The 22288-nt window shown below is 73.6% G+C and carries 4 protein-coding genes; 1 reads left to right on the top strand and 3 read right to left on the bottom strand.

Features of this window, described 5'->3' with window-relative positions; genetic code table 11:
- Positions 1-45 precede the first annotated feature (45 nt).
- The 3 genes from ACIQAC_RS18225 to ACIQAC_RS18215 all read right to left on the bottom strand — a co-directional run bounded on the left by ACIQAC_RS18225 (position 46) and on the right by ACIQAC_RS18215 (position 3253).
- Positions 46-897, bottom strand: a complete 852-nt coding sequence (locus ACIQAC_RS18225; RefSeq protein WP_402192141.1) for an ABC transporter ATP-binding protein — start codon at positions 895-897, stop codon at positions 46-48.
- A 4-nt stretch (positions 898-901) separates the two neighbouring features.
- Complete coding sequence (locus ACIQAC_RS18220) at positions 902-1972, bottom strand: FecCD family ABC transporter permease (protein WP_402192139.1); 1071 nt, start codon at positions 1970-1972, stop codon at positions 902-904.
- A gap of 240 nt (positions 1973-2212) precedes the next feature.
- Positions 2213-3253, bottom strand: a complete 1041-nt coding sequence (locus ACIQAC_RS18215) for a FecCD family ABC transporter permease (protein WP_402192137.1) — start codon at positions 3251-3253, stop codon at positions 2213-2215.
- Between the two features lie 210 nt (positions 3254-3463).
- On the opposite strand from ACIQAC_RS18215, the gene ACIQAC_RS18210 reads away from it, so the two are divergent.
- Positions 3464-22258: an amino acid adenylation domain-containing protein gene (locus ACIQAC_RS18210; RefSeq protein ID WP_402192134.1), complete on the top strand. Its 18795-nt coding sequence runs from the start codon at positions 3464-3466 to the stop codon at positions 22256-22258.
- Positions 22259-22288 lie beyond the last annotated feature (30 nt).

The following is a 22288-nucleotide window of genomic DNA, read 5'->3' as shown; positions in this document are numbered from 1 at the left end:
GTTAGGCTTACCTTGCAATGCCCAACAGGACAGGAACGTGTGGGCTCAGCCCGACAACGGCACGGAAGGGGCGTCCGCGCCCTCGTGGTGACGGCCCATCGGAACGACCATCGGCGTCCGGCTCACCGGGTCCTCGCCCACCATGCAGCGCAGCCCGAACACGTCCTCGACCATGGCCGCGGTGATGACATCGCCGGGTGCGCCCTCGCCCGCGATCCGCCCGCCCTTCATGGCGACGACGTGATCGGCGTACCGGCAGGCCTGGTTGAGGTCGTGCAGCACCATCACGACCGTGCGGCCCTGCGTCCGGTTGAGGTCGGTGATCAGGTCGAGTACGTCGATCTGGTGGGCGAGGTCGAGATACGTCGTCGGTTCGTCGAGCAGCATCACCGGGGTGCCCTGGGCCACCGCCATGGCGATCCAGGCGCGCTGCCGCTGGCCGCCGGAGAGCTCGTCGACGGCCCGGTTCGCCAGGTCCGTCATCGCGGTCGCCCGCAGCGCCTCGTGCACGGCCTCCTCGTCGGCGGCCGACCACTGCCGCCACCACGTCTGGTGCGGTGAACGGCCGCGCCCCACCAGGTCGACGACGGTCAGCCCCTCGGGCGCGACCGGCGTCTGCGGCAGGATGCCGAGCCGCTGCGCGAGGACCCGGGTGGGGATCGAGTTCACCGAGCGCCCGTCGAGATGCACGGCGCCCGCCTTCGGCGTCAGCAACCGGGCGAGGGCGCGCAGCAGGGTCGACTTGCCGCACGCGTTGGCGCCGACGATCGCCGTGATCCGTCCCGGCGGTATCGCCAGGTCGAGGCCGTCCACGACGATCCGGTCGTCGTAGGCGAGGCGCAGCCCCTCGGCACGCAGGTCGGGACCGTCGCTCGGACCCTCGTACGTCTTCGACACGTCTTCAGCCTCCAGAACCGGCGCGATTGGCGCGGACGAGCAGCCACAGCAGTACGGGGGCGCCGAGCACGCCCGTGACGATCCCGACCGGCAGCTCGGTACCCGGGACGATCTCCCGCGCGGCGAGGTCGGACAGCAGCACCATGGCGGCGCCGGTGAGGCCGGCGGCCACGGGCGGCGGCACCGAGGTACCGGCGAGCCGTTGGGCGACCTGGGGCGCGGCGAGCGCGACGAACGCGACCGGGCCCGCGGTCGCGGTGCCGAACGCCACGAGGCCCACGGAGATGAGCAGTACGGCGACCCGGACCGTCTGCACGCGTGTGCCGAGGCCGAGGGCGACGTCGTCGCCGAGTTGCAGGGTGCGCATCTGGCGGCCGAGCAGCAGGGCGGCGGGGACGAGTACGGCCATGGTGATGGCGAGGGGGGTGATCTGTTCCCAGGTGCGGCCGTTGAGGTTGCCGACGAGCCAGCCGAGGGCGGCCTGGGCCTGGAAGCGCTGGCCCCGTGCCATGAGGTAGTCGGTGGCGCTGGTGCAGATCCAGGCGATGCCGACGCCGACGAGGACGATGCGGTAACCGGTGGTGCCGCGTTTCCACGCGAGGACGTAGACCAGGGCCGCGGCCGTCAGGGCGCCCAGCAGGCCGAGGGCCTGGGTGCCGAGGCCGCCGTCCCAGCCGAGGACGATGCCGGCGACCACGGCGACGCCGGCGCCCTGGGTGATGCCCATCATGTCCGGGCTGGCCAGGGGGTTGAGGGTCATCGTCTGGAGCAGGGCGCCGGAGACGCCGAAGGCGATGCCGACGAGGAGGCCGGCGAGGGCCCTGGGGAGGCGCAGCTCGTGGACGATCAGCTCGGTGCCGGGGTCGCCCGCGCCGAACAGTGCGCGGATCACTTCCGTGAGGGAGAGGGGGATGTCTCCGAGGGAGACCTCCACGCAGAAGGCGAGGAAGGTGACGGCGGCGAGGAGGAGGCAGACGAGGAGGAGTCTTGGGCGCAGGACGCCGGAGACGGGGGGTGTGGTGAGTCTGAAGGGGATGCGGGTGCGGGTTCCACGCGGGGCGGTGTGTGTGGTCATGGGGTTGCCGCCGCGGGGGTTTTGGCCGGGGGGCCCGTGCGGGTTGCCTGTGGCTGAGCGCGCAGTTCCCCGCGCCCCTCAGGGGGTACGTCCGTGCCGGTCGTGTGTGGCTTGTCGCGCAGTTCCCCGCGCCCCTGGGAGCGGGGGGCCGAGGTCGGTGTGTTCGTGCGGGCACGACGTGGCTGAGCGCGCAGTTCCCCGCGCCCCTTTTGGCGTTGCCTTGGGATCATGTGGCGGCCCTCAGAGTTCTGCGAGTCGGCGGCGGCGGACCATGGCTATGAAGAAGGGGCCGCCGATGAAGGCGACCAGGACGCCGGCCTGGATTTCCGTGGGGCTGGCCAGGAGTCGGCCCGCTATGTCGGCGGCCAGCAGGAGACAGGGGGCGAGGACCGCCGAGAGGGGGAGCAGCCAGCGCTGGTCGGGGCCGATGCCCGCGTACTGGGTCAGGACGCGGGCTATGTGCGGGACCACCAGGCCGACGAAGACGACCGGGCCGATGACGGCGACCGCGCCGCCGGTGAGCAGGGTCACGGCGATCACCCCCTGGACGCGGATCAGGCCGACCCGCAGGCCGAGCGACTTCGCCACGTCGTCGCCGAGCGCGAGGCTGTTCAGGGACGGCGCGCAGGCCAGGGCGAGGACGGCGCCCACGGCGAGGAACGGCAGGACACGCAGCAGCACTTCCTCGTTCTGGTTGGCGAGCGAGCCCGCGGACCAGAAGCGGTAGCGGTTGAGCGCGTCCGGGTCGGTGAGCGCGATCGCGCTGGTCAGCGAGAACAGCAGGGAGGTCATCGCGACGCCGGCCAGGGCCAGTTTGACCGGTGTGGTGCCGGAGCGGCCGAGTCCGCCGAGGACGTAGACCAGGATGCTCGCGGCCGCCGCGCCCGCGAAGGCGAACCAGATGTAGCCGTAGACCGAGCTGATGCCGATGACGCCGACGGAGAGCACCACGGCGAAGGCCGCACCGGCGCTGACGCCGAGGATGCCGGGATCCGCCAGCGGGTTGCGTGTCAGGGCCTGCATCAGCGCGCCGGACAGGCCGAGGGCCGCGCCGGTGGCGAGGCCGAGCAGGGTGCGCGGCAGCCGTACGTTCCAGATGACCGTGTCGATCCGGGCGCTCGGCGGGTCACCGAGGAGGGTGTGCCAGACCTGGCCGAGCGGCACGTTCAGAGCGCCGAAGGCCATCGACAACGCACAGAGTGCGAGCAGTGCCGCGCCGGAGAAGGCGAGCAGGAGTACTGCGCGGGGGCCTTTCGCCGCCCGGACCACCGAGGTCCCCACGTGAACTTCCTTTGATGAGGCTTACCTTAACTGTAGGTGGAGAACCGCGGGACGAGAACTCCGGGTCCGGTCGGCCCGGGTGGTGCGATTCCGCGCCCCCGCCTCCGGGTAACCATGGAGGGCACCCTGGGAATTAGGTAACCCTTACCTTAGTATGTCGCCGACCCCCCGGCCCAAGCCGGGAACGACCTGCTGGGGAGGCACGCGGCCGTGTGCGGTTCCGAGGAAGCTCTGTCCTACTGGCGACGGTTGCTCACACCGCTGCCACTCGAGATCTCACTGCCGGCCGACCGGCCCCACCCGCCGGAGTCCACCACGGACCGGGCGACCAGGACACTGTCCGGTCTTCCCGAGGCATCCGACGCGCAGTCGCTCGCCGCGTTCTTCGCGCTGCTGCACCACTACAGCGGCGCGACGGACCTCACCGTCGGCCACGACGGACTCCCCCTGCGGGTGTCCCTCGACGCGGAGCCCACCTTCCGTGAGCTGGCGCTGCGGGTGGACCGGGCCCGGGACGACGTGCAGAACCACCGGATCCCGGTGGAGCTGCTGGTCGAGGAGTTGCGGCCGGCGCCGACCCGCGGCGGCGGGCTGCTGTTCAACACCGCCTTCGCCACACGGGAGCGGCCCGCCGGGGAACTGCCGGGCCCCGTCGACGTGCTGCTGGAGGCCGACGGGGACACGGCCCGGCTCACCTACGACCCCGCGCTGTTCGACGCCGCCACCGCGGACCGGCTGCTCGCCCACTACCGGACGCTGCTGGCCGACGCGGTCGCACGCCCGGACACGCCGGTCGCCCGGCTGACGCTGCTGACCGACGAGGAGTACCACCAGGTCGTCGTCGGCTGGAACGACACCGCGCACACGGTCCGCGCGGACACCTGGCCCGCCCTCTTCGCCGAGCAGGTCCGTGAGCGTCCGGACGCCGTCGCGCTGGTCTTCGAGGACGAGGAGCTGACGTACGCCGAGCTGGACGAGCGCGCCAACCGGCTCGCCCACGCGCTCCTCGCGCGCGGCGCGGGCCCCGAGCGCATCGTCGCGCTGGCGCTCCCCCGGTCCGCCGAGCTGATCGTCGCCGAGGTCGCGGTCCTCAAGTCGGGCGCCGCCTACCTGCCGATCGACCACGACTACCCGGCCGACCGCATCGCGTACATGCTCGGCGACGCCCGCCCCGTCTGCATGGTCACCACCCGGGAGACCGCGCGGGAGCTGCCGGCGCAGGACGGCATGGCCCTGCTGGAGCTCGACACGGCGGACGCGACGGCCGAGCTGGCCACCCGCCCGGCGCACGACCCTACCGACGCGGACCGCGGCGCCCCGCTGACCCTGCTCGGCGCCGCCTACGTGATCTACACCTCGGGTTCGACCGGCCGCCCCAAGGGCGTGGTGCTCGCGCACAGCGGTGTGGCGAAGCTGATCGCGACACAGAGCGAACGTTTCGGCATCGGGCCGCACAGCCGGGTGCTCCAGTTCGCCTCGCCCAGCTTCGACGTGGCGTTCTGGGACCTGTGCCTCGGTCTGCTCTCCGGCGGCCGGCTGGTCGTCGTCCCGGCCGAACGCCGGGTGCCCGGCGCGCCGCTCGCCGACTACGCGAACGCGCACGGCATCACCTTCATGATTCTGCCGCCCGCGCTGCTCGCCGCCATGCCGGACGACATCGTGCTGCCGCCGGCGGCCACGCTCCTCGCGGGCACCGAGCGGGTGTCGCCCGAGCTGGTGGGCCGGTACGCGCGCGGGCGGATGATGTTCAACGCGTACGGCCCCACCGAGGCCACCACCAACTCGACGCTGGGCCTGTGCGACCCGGACACCCCGGCCGGCGCGATCGTGCCGATCGGTGTCCCCGACCCCGGCACCCGCGCGTATGTCCTCGACGCCTTTCTCCGGCCCGTTCCCGCCGGTGTCACGGGAGAGCTCTATCTCGGCGGCGCCGGTCTCGCGCGCGGCTATCTCGGGCGCCCCGACCTCACGGCGGAACGCTTTGTCGCCGACCCGTTCGGCGCCCCGGGCGAGCGGCTGTACCGCACCGGCGACCTGGTCCGCCGACGGGCCGACGGACGCCTGGAGTTCCTCGGCCGCGCCGACGCGCAGATCAAGATCCGGGGCTTCCGGATCGAGCCGGGCGAGATCGAGTCGGTGCTGCGCGGCCACCCGGCCGTCGACCAGGTCACGGTCGTGGCCCGCGAGGACCGCCCCGGCGACCGCCGCCTCGCCGCCTATGTCGTGCCGGCGCTCGACGGACCCCGCGACGCCGACCCGGACACACGGGTCGGCGAGTGGAAGGAGCTGCACGAACTCCTCTACAGCGCGGCCGGCACCGAGAGCTTCCGCGAGAACTTCGCGGGCTGGAACAGCATGTACGACGGCACGCCGATCCCGGTCGAGGAGATGCGCGAGTGGCGCGCGGCGACCGTCGAGCGGATCCGTGGTCTCGGGCCGGCCCGCCGGGTGCTTGAGATCGGCGTCGGCAGCGGTCTGATCCTGTCCCACCTCGCGCCGGACTGCGAGGCGTACTGGGGCACCGACCTCTCTCAGGAGGCCGTCGCCGCGCTGCGCGCCCAGGTCGACGCCGACCCGGAGCTGGCGGGGAAGGTGGAGCTGAGCGCGCGTCCGGCGCACGACACCGAGGGCCTGCCGGCCGGCTGGTTCGACACGGTCGTCGTCAACTCCGTCGCCCAGTACTTCCCGAGCGCCGACTACCTCCTCGACGTCGTACGCAAGGCGTCGGAGCTGCTCGCGCCCGGCGGGCGGATCTTCCTCGGCGACATCCGCAACCTGCGTCTGCTGCGCACCCTGCGGGCCGCCGTCGAGACCAGGCGGGCCGCGGACCCCCGCGCCGGGGACGGCGAGAGCGAGGACAAGAGCGCGCTGCGGGCCGCCGTGGAACGGTCGGTGCGCTGGGAGGGCGAGCTGCTGCTCGACCCGGACTTCTTCGCGTCGCTCGACGGATTCGACGCGGACATCCGGATCAAGCGGGCGGTCCACCACAACGAGCTGAGCCGCTACCGGTACGACGTCGTCCTGCGGCCCGCCGGGCAGACCACGGACATCCCGGAGACGCCCGAGGTGCACTGGTCGGCGGCCGGGGCGCTCACCGGACTCGGTGAGCTGCTCGCCGAACGGCCCGCGCGGCTGCGGGTCACCGGTGTGCCCAACGCCCGTCTCACCGACGATCTCGCGGACCTGTGGCGGCTGGAGGGCAGCGGCCACCAGGCGGCCCCAGGCGCCGACCCGGAGGAACTGCACACCCTCGCCGGGGCACACGGCTACCGGGCGGCGCTGACCTGGAACGGCGGCGCCGACGACGGTTCCCTCGACGCGCTGTTCGTCCTGGACGGCCCGCTCACCGGCGCCTACCGGCCCGCCGCCGGGTATCCGCACGCGAACCTGCCCGCGCCCTTCCGCGACCCGGCCGCCCTGATGCGCACCCTGCGCGCGCACGCGGCCGAGTGGCTGCCGGACCACATGGTCCCCTCGGCGTTCGTGCCGCTGCACACGCTGCCCGTCACCCCGAGCGGCAAGATCGACGCACGGGCCCTGCCCGCGCCCGACTACGCGGCGCTCAGCTCCGGCCGCCCGCCGCGCACCGCGCGCGAGAAGCTGCTGTGCGCGCTCTTCGCCGAGGTACTGCACCTGGACTCGGTGACCGCCGAGGACGACTTCCTCGCCCTCGGCGGCGACAGCATCGTCGCCATCCAACTCCTCATCCGGGCCCGCGAGTCGGGCCTGCGGCTGACCGCGCGGGACGTCTTCAGGCACCGCACGGCCGAGGCGCTCGCCCGCACGGCCGTCGACCGCGCCGAGGAGGAGATCACCGCCGCCGAGGAGCCGCTGCTCGCGCTCGGCGCCGGGGAACTCGCCGAGATCCAGGGCGGCCGGCCGCTCGCGATCGCGGAGCTGCTCCCCCTCACCCCGCTCCAGCAGGGCTTCTACTTCCACGCGCTGAGCGGCGCGGACGCCTACACGGTCCAGCAGGTGCTCGACCTCGCCGGACCGGTCGACGGCCCGACCCTGCGCCGGGCCGCCCAGCGCCTGCTGGACCGGCATGCCCCGCTGCGGGCCGCGTTCCGCGGCCGCGCGGACGGCACACCGGTACAGATCATCACCGAGGGCGCCGAACTCCCCTGGCGCGAGGTCGATCTCTCGGCACAGGACGAAGCCGTACGGCAGTCCCTGAGCGACGCCGTCGCGGCGGACGAGCGCGCGGCGGGCTTCGACCTGGGCGCGCCCCCGCTGGTGCGCTGCGCGCTGGTCCGGCTCGACGGGCAGCACAGCCGGCTGGTGCTGACGTTCCATCACATCGTGGCGGACGGCTGGTCGTTGCCGGTGCTGCACCGGGAGCTGATGGCCTGCTACGGCACGGACACTCCCCCCCTGGCCGAGCCGGCGCCGTACCGCGACTTCCTGCGCCGGCTCGCGCGCCAGGACCAGGAGGCGGCCCGCGAGGAGTGGCGTACCGCCCTCGCCGGGCTCGACGAGCCGACCCGGCTGGTCGAGACACCGGCCGACGAGAACACCCCCGTCCAGCCGGCACATGTCCGTGTCGAACTCGCCGAGGCGACCACCGCCCGGCTCGCCGAGCGGGCCCGCGAGCACGGCGTCACCCTCGGCACGGTCGTCCAGGCCGCCTGGGGTCTGCTGCTCGGCGGACTGACGGGCCGCGACGACGTCGTGTTCGGCACCACGGTCTCGGGGCGTGACAGCGAGGTGGACGGCATCGCCGGAATGGTGGGCCTGTTCATCAACACCCTCCCGACCCGCTTCCGCTGGACCCCGGGCGCCTCGCTCGGCGCTCTGCTGTCCCGGCTCCAGGAGGAGCAGTCGCGGCTGCTGGACCACCAGCATCTGGGACTCGCGGAGATCCAGCGCGTGTCGGGGCACGCGGGCCGCGGTGAACTCTTCGACACCCTGGTGGTGTTCGAGAACTACCCGGCCGGCACGGACCTGCGCGACCCTTCGGGGCTGGTCCGGATCACCGGTGACGCCTTCCACGACGCCGTGCACTATCCGCTCGCGCTGGTGGTGAAGCCCGGCCGCCGGCTCGATCTGCGGCTGAAGCACCACGCGGAGCGCCTCGACGGCGACACCGTGCGCATGCTCGGCGACCGGCTGGCCCGGGTGCTGGAAGCGATCGCCGCCGACCCGTCCCGCACCGCCGCCTCCGTGGACCTGCTCTCGCCGGACGAGGCGCTCTCCGCCCATCCGGCGGGCGAGAACCGTCCGGTCCCGGCGACCACCCTGGCCGACGCGTTCGCCGCCCAGGTCGCCCGTACCCCGGACGCGACGGCCGTCGTCTTCGAGGGCGAGCCGCTCACCTACGCCGAACTCGACGTCCGCGCCGCGGCGTTGGCGGCGCGGCTGCGGGCCCGTGGCACGGCTCCCGGCACGTTCGTCGCGGTCGCGGTGCCGCGTTCCGCGGAGCTGATGGTCGCGCTGCTGGGTGTGCTGAAGTCGGGCGCGGCCTATCTGCCGGTCGACCTGGACTATCCGGCGGACCGGGTGACCCACATGCTCGCCGACTCGGGCGCGCGGACCGTCGTCACCCTGAGCGCGAGCGCCGGCCGGCTGCCCGAATCACCCGGTACGGACGTGCTGTTGCTGGACGCGGAGGACAACGGCCCCGCGGCCTCCACGCACTCCGGTGACGCCGTCGCCGCCCGCCCCGACGACCCCGCCTACCTCATCTACACCTCGGGCTCGACCGGCCGCCCCAAGGGCGTGATCGTCACCCACCGTGCGATCGTGAACCGGCTCGCGTGGATGCAGGGCGCGTATGAACTGCGCGCCGACGACCGGGTGTTGCAGAAGACGCCGTCGAGCTTCGACGTCTCCGTGTGGGAGTTCTTCTGGCCGCTCATGGAGGGCGCGGCCGTGGTCCTCGCCCGTCCCGACGGCCACCGCGACCCGGCCTATCTCGCCGCTCTCGTGAACGAACAGCACATCACGACGATGCACTTCGTGCCGTCGATGCTGGAGGCGTTCCTCCAGTCGGACGAGGTCACGGCCGATCCGGCGTGGGCGCGGTCGCTGCGCCGCGTGTTCAGCAGCGGCGAGGCCCTGCCGGCCGCCGCCGCGAGCCGCTGGCGGGAGCTGACGGGCGTACCGCTGCACAACCTGTACGGTCCGACCGAGGCCGCCGTCGACGTCACGTACCACCCGTCCGGCGACGACGAGGGCACCGTGGTGCCCATCGGCAGGCCCGTGTGGAACACCGGCCTTCGGGTCCTCGACTCCTGCCTGCGGCCCGTGCCGGACGGCGTGCCCGGCGAGCTGTATCTCACCGGTGTCCAGCTGGCCCGCGGCTACCACGCCCGCGCCGCGCTGACCGCCGAGCGGTTCACGGCGGACCCGTACGGCCCGCCCGGCAGCCGCATGTACCGCACGGGTGACCTGGTCCGGCGCCGCGCCGACGGAGTGGTCGAGTACCTCGGCCGCACCGACCGCCAGGTCAAGCTGCGCGGCAACCGGATCGAGCCGGGCGAGATCGAGGCCGCGCTGGCCGCCCTGCCCGAGGTGGCGCAGGCGGCCGTCACCGTACGCGACGACACCCTCGTCGCCTACGTGGTGCTGTCGACGCCCGCCGAGGTCACTGACCTGCGTGACGCGCTCGGTGAGCGGCTGCCCGCGTCGATGGTGCCCAGTGCCTGGGTGGTCCTCGACGCGCTGCCGCTGACCCCCAGCGGCAAGCTCGACCGGGGGGCGCTGCCCGCCCCGCAGGCCGTGCGCGCCGCCGCCCGTACCCCGCGTACACCGCGCGAGCAGTTGCTCACGGAGATCTTCACCGCCGTACTGAAGCTGCCGGACGTCGGCGTCGACGACGACTTTTTCCTGCTCGGCGGGGACAGCATCAGCTCGATCGCCGTGTCCAGCAGGGCCCGGCGTGCGGGGCTCGGCATCGATCCGCGGGACGTCTTCGAGCACCGCACACCCGCCGCTCTCGCGGAGGCCGCGCCCCTGACGGAGACCTCCGGCACCCCGGCCCCTGCCGGTTCCGCGTTTGTCCTCACGGACGAGGAGCGGGCCGGTGTCGAGCGGCTCGCCCCGGGCCGGATCGAGGACGTGTGGCCGCTCGCGCCGCTCCAGGAAGGCCTGTTCTTCCACTCGAACTACGACGACGGTGTGCTGGACGTGTACACGGTCCACGAGTCGTTCGACTTCGCCGTGCCGGTCGACACCGAGCGGCTCCTGGCCGCCACCCGCACCCTGCTGGACCGCAATCCGAGCCTGCGCGCCGGCTTCACCAGCGAAGGGCTGCGCCAGCCGGTGCAGTTCATCGTGTCGGACGCGGCGATCCCGCTCACCGAGGTCGATCTTTCGGGTCTCGCGCCCGACGAACAGGACCGGCGGCTGCGGGAGTTGATGGACGAGGAGCGGTCCCGCCGCTTCGACCTGTCCCGTCCGCTGCTGTTCCGGATGCTGCTGGTGCGGCTCGGCGACGGGCGCGGCGACCGGCTGGTCGTCGGACGCCATCTGATCCTGTGGGACGGCTGGTCGGCCTGGCTCTTCCTGGACCAGCTCTTCGCGCTGTACGAGAGCGGCGGCGACCCGGCGGGGCTGGCCAGGCCCGGTTCGTACCGCGACTACCTGACGTGGCTGGAGCACCAGGACGACGGCGAGGCCACCCGCGCGTGGCGGACCGCGCTGGCCGGTTTCGAGGAGCCGACGCTGCTGGCGCCGACGGTCTCGGACCGGGGCCTGGAGCCGGTGATCCCGGAGCACCTGGACGCGGTGCTCGACGCGGAGGTGGCCGGGCGGCTGCGGGAGACCGCGCGGCGCCACGGCCTCACACCCAACACCGTGCTCAACGCGGCCTGGGGTCTGGCTCTCGCGGGTGCGACGGGCCGTACCGACATCGCGTTCGGCACCACGGTCGCGGGCCGGCCGAGTGAGGTGCCGGACGTGGAGAACGTCATCGGCATGTTCCTCAACACCGTGCCCGCACGTATCGCCTTCGACCCGCGCGAGCCGGTCCTCGATCTGCTGCGGCGGATCCAGGGCGAGCGGCTCGCGGTGATGCCGTACGAGTACCTGGGGCTCGGTGTGCTCCAGGCGGAGAGCGGGCACCGGCGGCTGTTCGACACGCTGTTCGTGCTGCGCAACGCCGACACCGACGAACGGCTGGCGGAGCTGCGCGAGCGGCACGGCGCGACCGCGGTCGCCAACGTCGACGCCACGCACTATCCGGCGAACCTGGTCGTCACACCGGGCGAGCGGGTCCGGGTCACCCTCGCCTACCGCCCCGACCTGCTCGAAGGGCCGTACGCGCAGGCGCTGTTGGACCGGTTCGTGCTGATGGTGGGCCGTCTGGTCGCGGACCCCACGGCGGCCGTCGGCTCGCTGGACGCGCTGCTGCCCGCCGAGGCCGCCGCGCTGGCCCGCGAGGACGCCGAGCAGCGGCAGCCGGTGCCGCACGAGACCGTCGCGGACATGCTGGCGGCGCAGGCGGCCCGCACTCCGCACGACACCGCGCTCGTCTTCGGGGCCACGACGGTGACGTACGCCGAACTCGACGCGCGCTGCAACCGGATGGCCCGGCTGCTGATCGCACGCGGCGCGGGGCCGGAGCAGGTCGTCGCGCTGGGGCTGCCCCGGTCGATCGACATGGTCGTGGCGCTGTTCGCGGTGCTGCGGACCGGCGCCGCCTATCTGCCGCTGGAGCTGGACCATCCGGCGGAGCGGCTGTCGTCGATGCTGGCGGACGCCCGTCCGCTGATTCTGCTGTCGACGGAGGCGGTGTCCCGGAAGCTGACCGGTGACACCCCTCGGGTGCTGCTGGACGACCCGCAGGTGGCGGCCGAGCTGGCGGGGGTGTCCGGCGACGCGGTGCAGGTGGCGTTCAGCCTGGACCACCCGGCGTACGTGATCTACACGTCCGGTTCCACGGGCCGCCCGAAGGGTGTTGTCACCCCGTACGTGGGCCTGACGAACATGCAGCTCAACCACCAGAAGGAGATCTTCGCGCCGGCGATCGCGGCGGCGGGCGGGCGGCGGCTGCGGATCGCGCACACCGTGTCGTTCGCGTTCGACATGTCGTGGGAGGAACTGCTCTGGCTCGTCGAGGGACATGAAGTCCACATCTGCGACGAGGAGCTGCGCCGGGACGCCACCGCGCTGGTGGCGTACTGCGAGCAGCACCGCGTCGACGTGGTGAACGTGACCCCGACGTACGCCCATCTCCTCATCGACGAGGGCCTGTTGGAGGGTCACCGACCGCCGCTGGTGCTGCTGGGCGGCGAGGCGGTCACCGAGACGGTGTGGAACACCCTGCGGGACACGGAGGGGACGTACGGCTACAACCTGTACGGGCCCACCGAGTACACCATCAACACCCTCGGCGGCGGCACGCACGACAGCGCCACCCCGACCGTCGGGCGTCCCATCCGGGCCACCCGGGCCCGGATCCTCGACACCTGGCTGCGGCCGGTGCCGGACGGGGTGGCGGGCGAGCTGTACATCGCGGGCGTCGGTCTGGCCCGCGGCTATCTGGACCGCCCCGCGCTGACCGGCGAGCGGTTCGTGGCCGATCCGTACGGCCTGCCGGGCGAGCGCATGTACCGCACCGGCGACCTGGTGCGGCGCCGCCCGGACGGCAACCTGGACTTCCTCGGCCGTACCGACGACCAGGTCAAGATCCGTGGCTACCGTGTCGAGCTGGGCGAGATCGAGACGGTCCTGGCCCAGCACCCCGAGGTGTCCCAGGCGGCGGTGCTCGCCCGCGACGACACGTCCGCGCCGGGCACCCAGCGGCTCGTCGGCTATGTCGTGCCGGCCGAACCGGACGCCGAGGCAAGGGAGTCGGCCGAGCGCGAGCAGATCGGCGAGTGGCAGGAGATCTACTCGGCGGAGTACACCGAGATCGGCACCGCCCTGTTCACCGAGGACTTCGCTGGCTGGGACAGCTCCTACGACGGCGATCCCATCCCCGTGGAGCACATGCGGGAGTGGCGTGAGGCCACCGTGGAGCGGATCCAGGAGCTGCGGCCCCGGCGGATCCTGGAGATCGGCGTCGGCTCCGGCCTGCTGCTGTCCCGGCTCGCCCCGGACGCCGAGGCCTACTGGGCGACGGACTTCGCCGCCCCCGTGATCCGCAAGCTGACGGAAGGCATCAAGTCCGATCCCGGGCTGGCGGCGAAGGTCGAACTGCGCTGCCAGCCCGCCGAGGTGACCGACGGGCTGCCGACCGGGTACTTCGACACGGTCGTCATCAACTCCGTCGTCCAGTACTTCCCGAGCCTGGACCATCTGCACAAGGTGATCCGCGGCGCGCTGGGCCTGCTCGCGCCCGGCGGCGCGCTGTTCCTCGGCGACGTACGCGACCTGCGGCAGGCACGGGTCTTCCAGACCGGCATCCAGACCGCCCGCGCGGACACCGGCGGTGACCGCGAAGCACTGCGCCGGGCCGTGGACCGGGGTCTCGCGCTGGAGAAGGAACTCCTCGTCGACCCGGACTGGTTCACCACCCTCGGTGTGGGCGTCGAGCTGCGCACCAAGGCGGGCCGGCACCACAACGAGCTGACGCGCTACCGGTACGACGTGGTGCTGTACACCGACCCGGCGGACGCGCTTCCGCTGGACGACGCCCTCGAACTGCCCTGGGGCACCGACCTGTTCGGCCACTTCGACGGCACCGGACCGCTGCGGGTGCGGCGGATCCCGGACGCGCGCACGGCGGACGATCTCGCGGCGATGCGCGCGATGGACGCGGACCGGGCGCCGGACACCGGTGTGGAGCCACACGAGCTGCGCCGGCTGGGCGCCTCGTACGGCTGCCGCACACTGACCACCTGGGCCGACGAACCGGGCTACTTCGACGCCGTGTTCGTGCCCGCCGACCGCACGGGCCGCACCTCCGGCCTGTACCGGCCGCGCACCGACCGCGACTCCGTGCCGTACGCCAACACTCCGACGGCCACCCGTGGCAACAGCGCGCTGATCCGGCGGCTGCGGGACGACCTCGGGCAGCGGCTGCCCGGGTACATGGTCCCGGCGGCCTTCGTGGTGCTGCCGCGGCTGCCGATGAACGACAACGGCAAGCTCGACGCCCGCGCCCTGCCGGACGCCGAGCCCGCGGTCGCGCTCTCCGAGGGGCGCGGGCCGCGCACCCCGGTCGAGGAGGTGCTGTGCCGGCTCTTCGCCGAGGTGCTGGGGCTGCCGCGCACCGGCGCGGAGGACAACTTCTTCGACCTGGGCGGCCACTCGCTGCTGGCGACCCGGCTGATCAGCCGGGCCCGCACCGAGTTGGGCGCCGAGCTGGCGATCCGCGACCTGTTCGAGGCGCCGACACCCGAGGCGCTGGCGCTGCGGGCGGCGGTCGGACAGCCGGCCCGGCCCGCGCTGGCGGCCGTGCCGGACCGGCCCGCCCGGATCCCGCTGTCGGCGGCCCAGCGACGGCTGTGGCTGGTGGAGCGGATCACCGGTGGCGGTGTCGCGTACAACTTCCCGCTGGTCGTGCGGTTGCGGGGAGCGCTGGATCTGGACGCGCTGCGGGCCGCGCTGGGTGATGTGACGGACCGTCACGAGGTGTTGCGCACCCGGTTCCTGGAGGCGGACGGCGAGCCGTACCAGTGGATCGCCGCGCCCGGGGAGGTGGCGCCGGAGTTCCGGGTCACCGACTGCCGCGAGGACGAACTGCCCGCGCTCGTCGAGCGGGCCCAGCGGCGCCCGTTCGACCTGGGTGCGGAGATCCCGCTGCGGGCCGAGGTGCTGCGGCTCGGCCCTGACGACCAGGTGGTGGCGCTCGTCCTGCACCACATCACCACCGACGAGTGGTCGGACCGCCCCTTCCTCACCGACCTCGGCACGGCCTACGAGGCCCGGCGGGCCGGCCGGGCGCCCGGGTGGGAGCCGCTGCCCGTCCAGTACGCCGACTACACGCTCTGGCAGGACACCCTGCTCGGCACGGTCGGCGCCGGGCAGCTCGCCCACTGGACCGAGGCCCTGCGGGACCTTCCCGAGGAGCTGACGCTCCCCGCCGACCGGCCGCGGCCGGAGACACCGTCCGGGCGGGGCGGCAAGGTCCGCGTGGAGCTGGACGGTGAGATCACCCAGGCGCTGCACGACCTGTCCTCGGCCACCGGCACCAGCATGTTCATGCTGTTCCAGGCGGCCACGGCGGCGCTTCTGCACCGGCTCGGCGCCGGGGACGACATCCCGCTCGGCTCCCCCATCGCGGGCCGCACGGACGACGCACTGGACGATTTGGTCGGCTTCTTCGTCAACACGCTGGTGCTGCGCACCGACGTGTCCGGGGCGCCCACGTTCCGGGGGCTGCTGGCCCGGGTGCGCGAATCCGCCCTTGAGGCGTTCGAGCGGCAGGACCTGCCCTTCGACCAGGTGGTCGAGGCGGTCAACCCGCCGCGCGTGGCGGGCCGCAACCCGCTGTTCCAGGTCATGCTCGGCTACCACTGGCGGCCCGGCGGCGACCCGGACGTGCTCGGCATGGACACCGAGTGGTTCGACATGGACACCGGCATGGCCAAGTTCGACCTGCACTTCACCTTCGTCGACGAGGCGGGCCGGGACCGTCTGGTGCTGCTCCTGGAGTACGCCCGCGACCTGTACGACGAGGCGACGGCCGAGCGGACGGCCGCACGGCTGGTGCGGCTCCTGGAACAGGTGGCGGCCGAACCCGACCGTCCCGTACGGGAGTTGGACGTCCTCGACGGGGACGAGCGGCACGCCGTGCTGGAGCGCTGGAACAACACCGCGCACGAGGTGCCGGCGACCACACTGCCGGAGCTGTTCGCCGCGCAGGCCGCCCGGACGCCGGACGCGACCGCGCTGGTCTTCGGCGACGAGCGGCTGACGTACGCGGAGTTGGACGCGCGGGTGGAGGAGAGCGCGCGCGTCCTGGCCGGCATGGGCGTGCGGGCCGAGCGCACGGTGGCGGTGTCGCTGCCGCGCTCCCTGGACCTGGTGGTGGCGCTGCTGGCCGTGCAGCGGGCGGGCGGCGCCTATCTGCCGCTCGACCCCGACCAGCCGGCGGAGCGGCGCGCGCTGATGCTGGACGACGCCCGGCCGGTGTGTGTGATCACGGACGCGCTGCCCGAGGGCCCGCACAGTGAACTGCCGTCCTCCTACGACCCGTCGCACCCCGCCTACGTCATCTACACCTCGGGGTCGACGGGCCGCCCCAAGGGCGTGATCGTCCCGCACGAGGGCATCGTCAACCGGCTGCTGTGGATGCAGGACACCTACGGTCTGACGGGTGACGACCGGGTGCTCCAGAAGACGCCGTCCGGCTTCGACGTCTCCGTGTGGGAGTTCTTCTGGCCGCTGATCACCGGGGCGACCCTGGTGATCGCCCCGCCGGACGCCCACCGGGACCCGGCCCGCCTGGCCGGGCTGATCCGCGAACAGGGCGTCACCACCGCGCACTTCGTGCCGTCGATGCTCCAGGGGTTCCTGGAGGAGCCGGCCGCCGCCCACTGCACCGGTCTGCGCCGGGTGATGTGCAGCGGCGAGGCACTGCCGGTGCCGGTGGCGCGGCGGTTCCACGAGGTGCTGCCGGCCGAGCTGCACAACCTGTACGGGCCCACGGAGGCGTCGGTCGACGTCACGGCGGTCCAGGTGCCGGCCGGCGCCGATTCCGTCACGATCGGCCGCCCGGTGTGGAACACCCGCGTGCTCGTTCTGGACGCCGCGCTGCGGCCGGTCGCGCCCGGCGTCGCCGGCGAGCTGTACCTGGCGGGCGTCCAGCTCGCCCGCGGCTATCTGGACCGTCCGGGCCTGACCGCGGAACGGTTCGTCGCCGACCCCTACGGTCCGCCCGGCACCCGGATGTACCGCACCGGCGACCTGGCCCGCTGGACGGCCGACGGCGCCCTGGACTTCCTCGGCCGCACCGACGACCAGGTCAAGATCCGCGGAGTGCGCGTCGAGCCCGGCGAGATCGAGACCGTCCTCGCCCGGCACGAGGGCGTCTCGCACGCGGTCGTCGTCCCTTACGACCAGCGGCTCGTGGCCTACGTCGTCCCGGCCGCCGGACGGACGGCGGACCCGGCGGAGCTGCACCGGCACACGTCCGGGGCGCTGCCCGAGCACATGGTCCCGGCGGCGTTCGTGATCCTCGACGCGCTGCCGCTCACCCCCAACGGCAAGCTCGACCGGCGGGCCCTGCCCGCCCCCGTGTTCGCGGGTTCGGCAGCGGGGGCGCGCACCCCGCGCGAGGAGATCCTCCTCGGCCTGTTCCGGGACGTCCTGGACGTGGAGCGCGTCGGCGTCGACGACGACTTCTTCGCGCTGGGCGGCCACTCGCTGCTCGCGGTCCGGCTGGTCGCGGGCGTCCGGGAGGCGTTCGGGACGGAGGTGTCGATACGCACGGTGTTCGACGCGCCGACGGTGGCGCGGCTGGCGGCCCGGCTCACCGAGGGGGACGCCGACCCGCGTCCGGCGCTGACGGTCCGGGAGCGCCCCGAGCGGCTGCCGCTGTCGTCGGCCCAGCGCCGGCTGTGGGTGCTGTACCAGGTGGAGGGGCCGAGTGCCACGTACAACATCCCCTCGGCCTGGCGGCTGACCGGGGCGCTGGACGTCGAAGCGCTGCGGGCCGCGGTCGGTGATCTCGTCGCACGGCACGAGACGCTGCGCACGGTGTTCCCGGACGAGGACGGCCGGGCGCACCAATTGGTCCTGGACGACGTGACCGTCCCCTTCGAGGTGGCGGACGTGGCCGAGGACCGGCTGGCGGAGCGGCTGGCCGAGGCGGGCGCGTACGGCTTCGAGCTGGACCGGGAACCGCCGCTGCGGGTCCATGTGTTCCTCACCGGTGAGGACCGGTGGACGCTCCTTGTACTGCTGCACCACATCGCCGGTGACGAGTGGTCGGAGGGGCCGCTCCACCGGGACCTGGCGCTGGCGTACGCGGCCCGGACGGCCGGGCGGGCGCCCGAGTGGGAGCCGCTGCCGGTCCAGTACGCCGACTACACGCTCTGGCAGCGGGACGTACTGGGCGACGAGTCGGATCCGCGGAGCCCGGCGCACCGGCAGATCGCCTACTGGCGCCGGGCGCTGGCCGGGCTGCCGGAGGAGCTGGCGCTGCCCGTCGACCGGCCCCGGCCGCTGGAGTCGACGTATCGCGGCGGTGCGGCGGATCTCTCGCTGGACGCGGAACTCGCCGCGGATCTGGACCGGTTGGCGCGCGAGCACGGCGTCACGGTCTTCATGGTGCTCCAGTCCGCGGTGGCGGCCCTGCTGTCCCGGCTGGGCGCGGGCCACGACATCCCGATCGGCAGCCCGATCTCCGGGCGGACCGACGCGGGTCTGGAGGAGCTGGTCGGGTTCTTCCTCAACACGCTGGTGCTGCGCACCGACACCTCCGGCGATCCGACGTTCCGGGAGCTGCTCGCCCGGGTGCGGGATGCCGATCTGACGGCCTTCGACCACCAGGACGTGCCGTTCGAGCGGCTGGTGGAGGTGCTCAACCCGGCCCGTTCGCTCGCCCGGCACCCGCTGTTCCAGGTGATGGTGGTGTATCTGGCGGCCGGCGGCGATGAGAGCGGGCCGCTGCCCGGTCTCGACGCCCGGCGCGACGAAGTGGCCCAGACGTCCGCCAAGTTCGACCTCTCCTTCGACTTCGTGGAGCGGGCCGACGGCACCGGAGTCGACGGTGTCCTGGAGTACAGCGCCGACCTGTTCGACCACACGACCGCGCAGTCCTTCGCCGACCGGCTGCGGCGGATCCTGCGGGCCGTGGCCGCCGACCCGGAGCTGCGGCTCGGGCGGGTCGACATCCTCGATCCCGACGAGCGGCGCCAGTTGTCGGCGGGCTGGCACAGCCGGCCCCCGGCCGCCGCGCCGACGACCGTTCCCGCCCTGTTCGAGGAGCGGGTACGGCTCCACCCGGAGCTGCCCGCCGCCGCGTCCGACGGCGTCGAGCTGACGTTCGCGGAACTCGACGCGGAGGCCAACCGGCTCGCCCGGCTGCTGGTCGAACTCGGCGCGGGGCCCGAGCGGTTCGTGGCGCTCGCGCTGCCGCGCACCGCGCGGTTCCTGGTGGCCGTGCTCGCGGTGCACAAGGCCGGGGCGGCCTATCTGCCGCTCGACCCGGACGCCCCGTCCGAGCGGACGGCCGAGGTGCTCGCCGACGCCGAACCCGTACTGACCCTGACCACCCGCGAGCTGGCCGGAGCGCTGCCGTGCGGGGCGCCCCTGCTGGTCCTCGACTCGCCGGCAACCGCCCAGACGATCGCCGCCAAGCACACCTCCGCGCTCACCGACGCGGACCGGTCGGCCCCGCTGACACCGCGCCACCCGGCGTATGTCATCTACACCTCCGGCTCCACCGGCCGTCCCAAGGGTGTGGTGATCACCCACGAGACACTCGGCAACCTGTTCCACAGCCACCGCGAGACGCTGTACGCCCCGGCGATCGAGCTGGCCGGGCGGCGGCACCTGCGGGCCGGACACGCCTGGTCGTTCTTCTTCGACGCCTCCTGGCAGCCGCAGCTGTGGCTGCTGGACGGGCACTGTGTGCACATCGTCTCCGAAGAGGTCCGGCGCGATCCCGAACTGCTCGCGGCCGCCGTACGACGGGAACGCTTCGACTTCCTGGAGGTGACCCCGTCGCTGTTCGCGCAGCTGGCCGACAACGGGCTGCTGGAGGGTGACACCTGCCCGCTGGCCGTGGTCGGCGTGGGTGGCGAGGCGGTCCCGGTCGCCCAGTGGCAGCGGCTCGGGGCGCTGCGCGGCACCGAGGCGTTCAACCTGTACGGGCCGACCGAGTCGACCGTGGACGCGCTGGTGGCACGGGTCGGCGACAGTGAACGGCCGCTGGTGGGACGGCCGGTGGCCGGAACCCGGGCCCATGTCCTGGACGGGCTGCTCCAGCCGGTGCCGCCGGGTGTCACCGGGGAGCTCTATCTGGCGGGCGGCGGGCTCGCGCGCGGCTATCTGGGCGCGCCGGGGCAGACGGCCGAGCGGTTCGTGGCCGATCCGTTCGGCGGGCCGGGCGCACGGCTGTACCGTACGGGCGACCTGGCCCGCTGGACCGCGGACGGCCGGCTCGACTACCTGGGCCGGGCCGACGACCAGGTCAAGATCCGTGGCTTCCGGATCGAGCCGGCCGAGATCGAGTCCGCGCTCACCGCCCATCCCGCCGTCGCGCAGGCGCTGGTGACGGTACGTCAGGACGGGCCGCGCAAGCAGCTCGTCGCGTACGTCGTGCCGGCGCCCGGGGCGCTGCCGGATCCGGCGGGGCTGCGGGCGCACGTCGGCGGGCGGCTCCCGGACCACATGGTCCCGGCGGCGGTGGTGGTGCTCGACCGGTTCCCGGAGCTGGCCAACGGAAAGCTGGACCGGGCGGCGCTGCCCGCACCGGACTTCTCCGCCCTGTCCTCCGGGCGCGCTCCCGTCACGGACACGGAGAAGGCGCTGCACGCGGTCTTCGCCGAGGTGCTCGGGCTCGAACAGCTCGGCGTCGACGACGACTTCTTCGTCCTCGGCGGCGACAGCATCGTCGCGATGCAGCTCGTCGGGCGGGCCCGCGCGGCCGGTCTGCGGATCACACCACGGCTGGTCTTCCGGCACCGGACGGTGGCCGGGCTCGCGGCGGTCGCCGAGTCCGCCGACGCGGGCGCCCCGCGGCCGGCCGACGACGGCACCGGCACGATCCCGCTGACGCCGGTCATGCACTGGCTGCGCGAACTCGGCGGCCCGTTCGCCTCCTACCACCAGTCGGCGCTCGTCCGCACACCCGCCGCGCTGGACCTGCCCGCCCTCACCGTGGTGCTCCAGGCGCTCGCGGACCGGCACGACCTGCTGCGGGCCACGCTGGTCCGGCCGTCCACCGAGGACACGGAGGACTGGTCGCTGCACGTGCCGCCGGTCGGCACGGTCGACGCCACCGGGTGGATCGAGCGGGTGGACATCGCCGGGCTCGACGCGGAGGCGCTCGGCGCGGTCGTCGGCGAGCGGGCGCACGCGGCCCGGGCGCTGCTCGATCCGGACGCCGGGGTGATGGTCAGGGCGGTGTGGTTCGACGCGGGCGACGCGCCGGGCCGGCTGCTGCTGATGGCCCACCACCTGGTGGTGGACGGTGTGTCGTGGCGTGTGCTGCTGCCCGATCTGGCGGCGGCCTGGGCGGCGGTCTCCGCCGGGCGGCCGGTGGAACCGGTGCCGGTGGAGACGTCGTTCGCCCGCTGGTCCAGGCTGCTCACCGAGCAGTCCCGGGAGCCGGCGCGCGAGGCCGAACTGGCCGTCTGGGAGGCGGTGTTGGACGGGGGCAGCGAGCCGTTCCCGCTGACCCGCGAGCCGGACCCCGACGTGGACACCACCGGGACCGTGCGTGAGGTCGCGCTGCGGCTTCCCGCCGAGCACACGGGCCCGCTGCTGTCGTCCGTGCCCGCGGCCTTCGGGGCGGACGTCAACGACGTGCTCCTCGCCGGTCTCGGACTGGCCGTCGCCGACTGGCGGCGCCGCAACGGCGGGTCGGACACGTCGGTCCTGGTCGACCTGGAGGGCCACGGCCGCGAGGAGGAGCTGGCCGGCGACGGTGTGGACCTGTCCCGCACGGTGGGCTGGTTCACCAGCGTCTTCCCGGTCCGGCTCGACCCCGGTCCGGCCGATCCGGCGGACGCCTTCGCGGGCGGCCCGGCGGCGCAGGAGGCGGTCCGGCGGGTGCGCGAGCATCTGGCGTCACTGCCCGCGAACGGTGTCGGCTACGGCATGCTGCGCCACCTCAACCCGCGCACGCGCGAGGTCCTCGCGGACCGCGAGCAGGCCCGTATCGAGTTCAACTACCTGGGCCGGTTCGGCATCCCGGAGGAGACCGACTGGTCGTACGCGCCCGAGGAGGACGCGGCCGACATCGGCGCGGAGGCGGCGATGCGGCAGGGGCACGCGCTGGAGATCAACGTGGTGACCGAGGACCGGGCCGACGGGCCGGTGCTGGCCGCGCACTGGTCGTATCCCGAGGGCCTGCTGTCCGCCGAGACGGTACGGGATCTCGCAGAGACCTGGTTCCGGGCGCTCAGGGGGCTGGTCGCACGGGCGGCACGGTCCGGGTCGTAGCCGACGAAGTCTTCCGACGTGGTCGGCACC

This window comes from Streptomyces sp. NPDC088387 (assembly GCF_044753385.1).
Classification (GTDB): Bacteria; Actinomycetota; Actinomycetes; order Streptomycetales; family Streptomycetaceae; genus Streptomyces.
Note: the sequence above shows the minus strand (reverse complement) of the source record. Positions and strands in the feature narration are given on the sequence as shown.

Coding starts and splice junctions, on each gene's coding strand:
- ACIQAC_RS18220 (WP_402192139.1), bottom strand. CDS start 1,972: ATGACCACACACACCGCCCCGCGTGGAACCCGCACCCGCATCCCCTTC.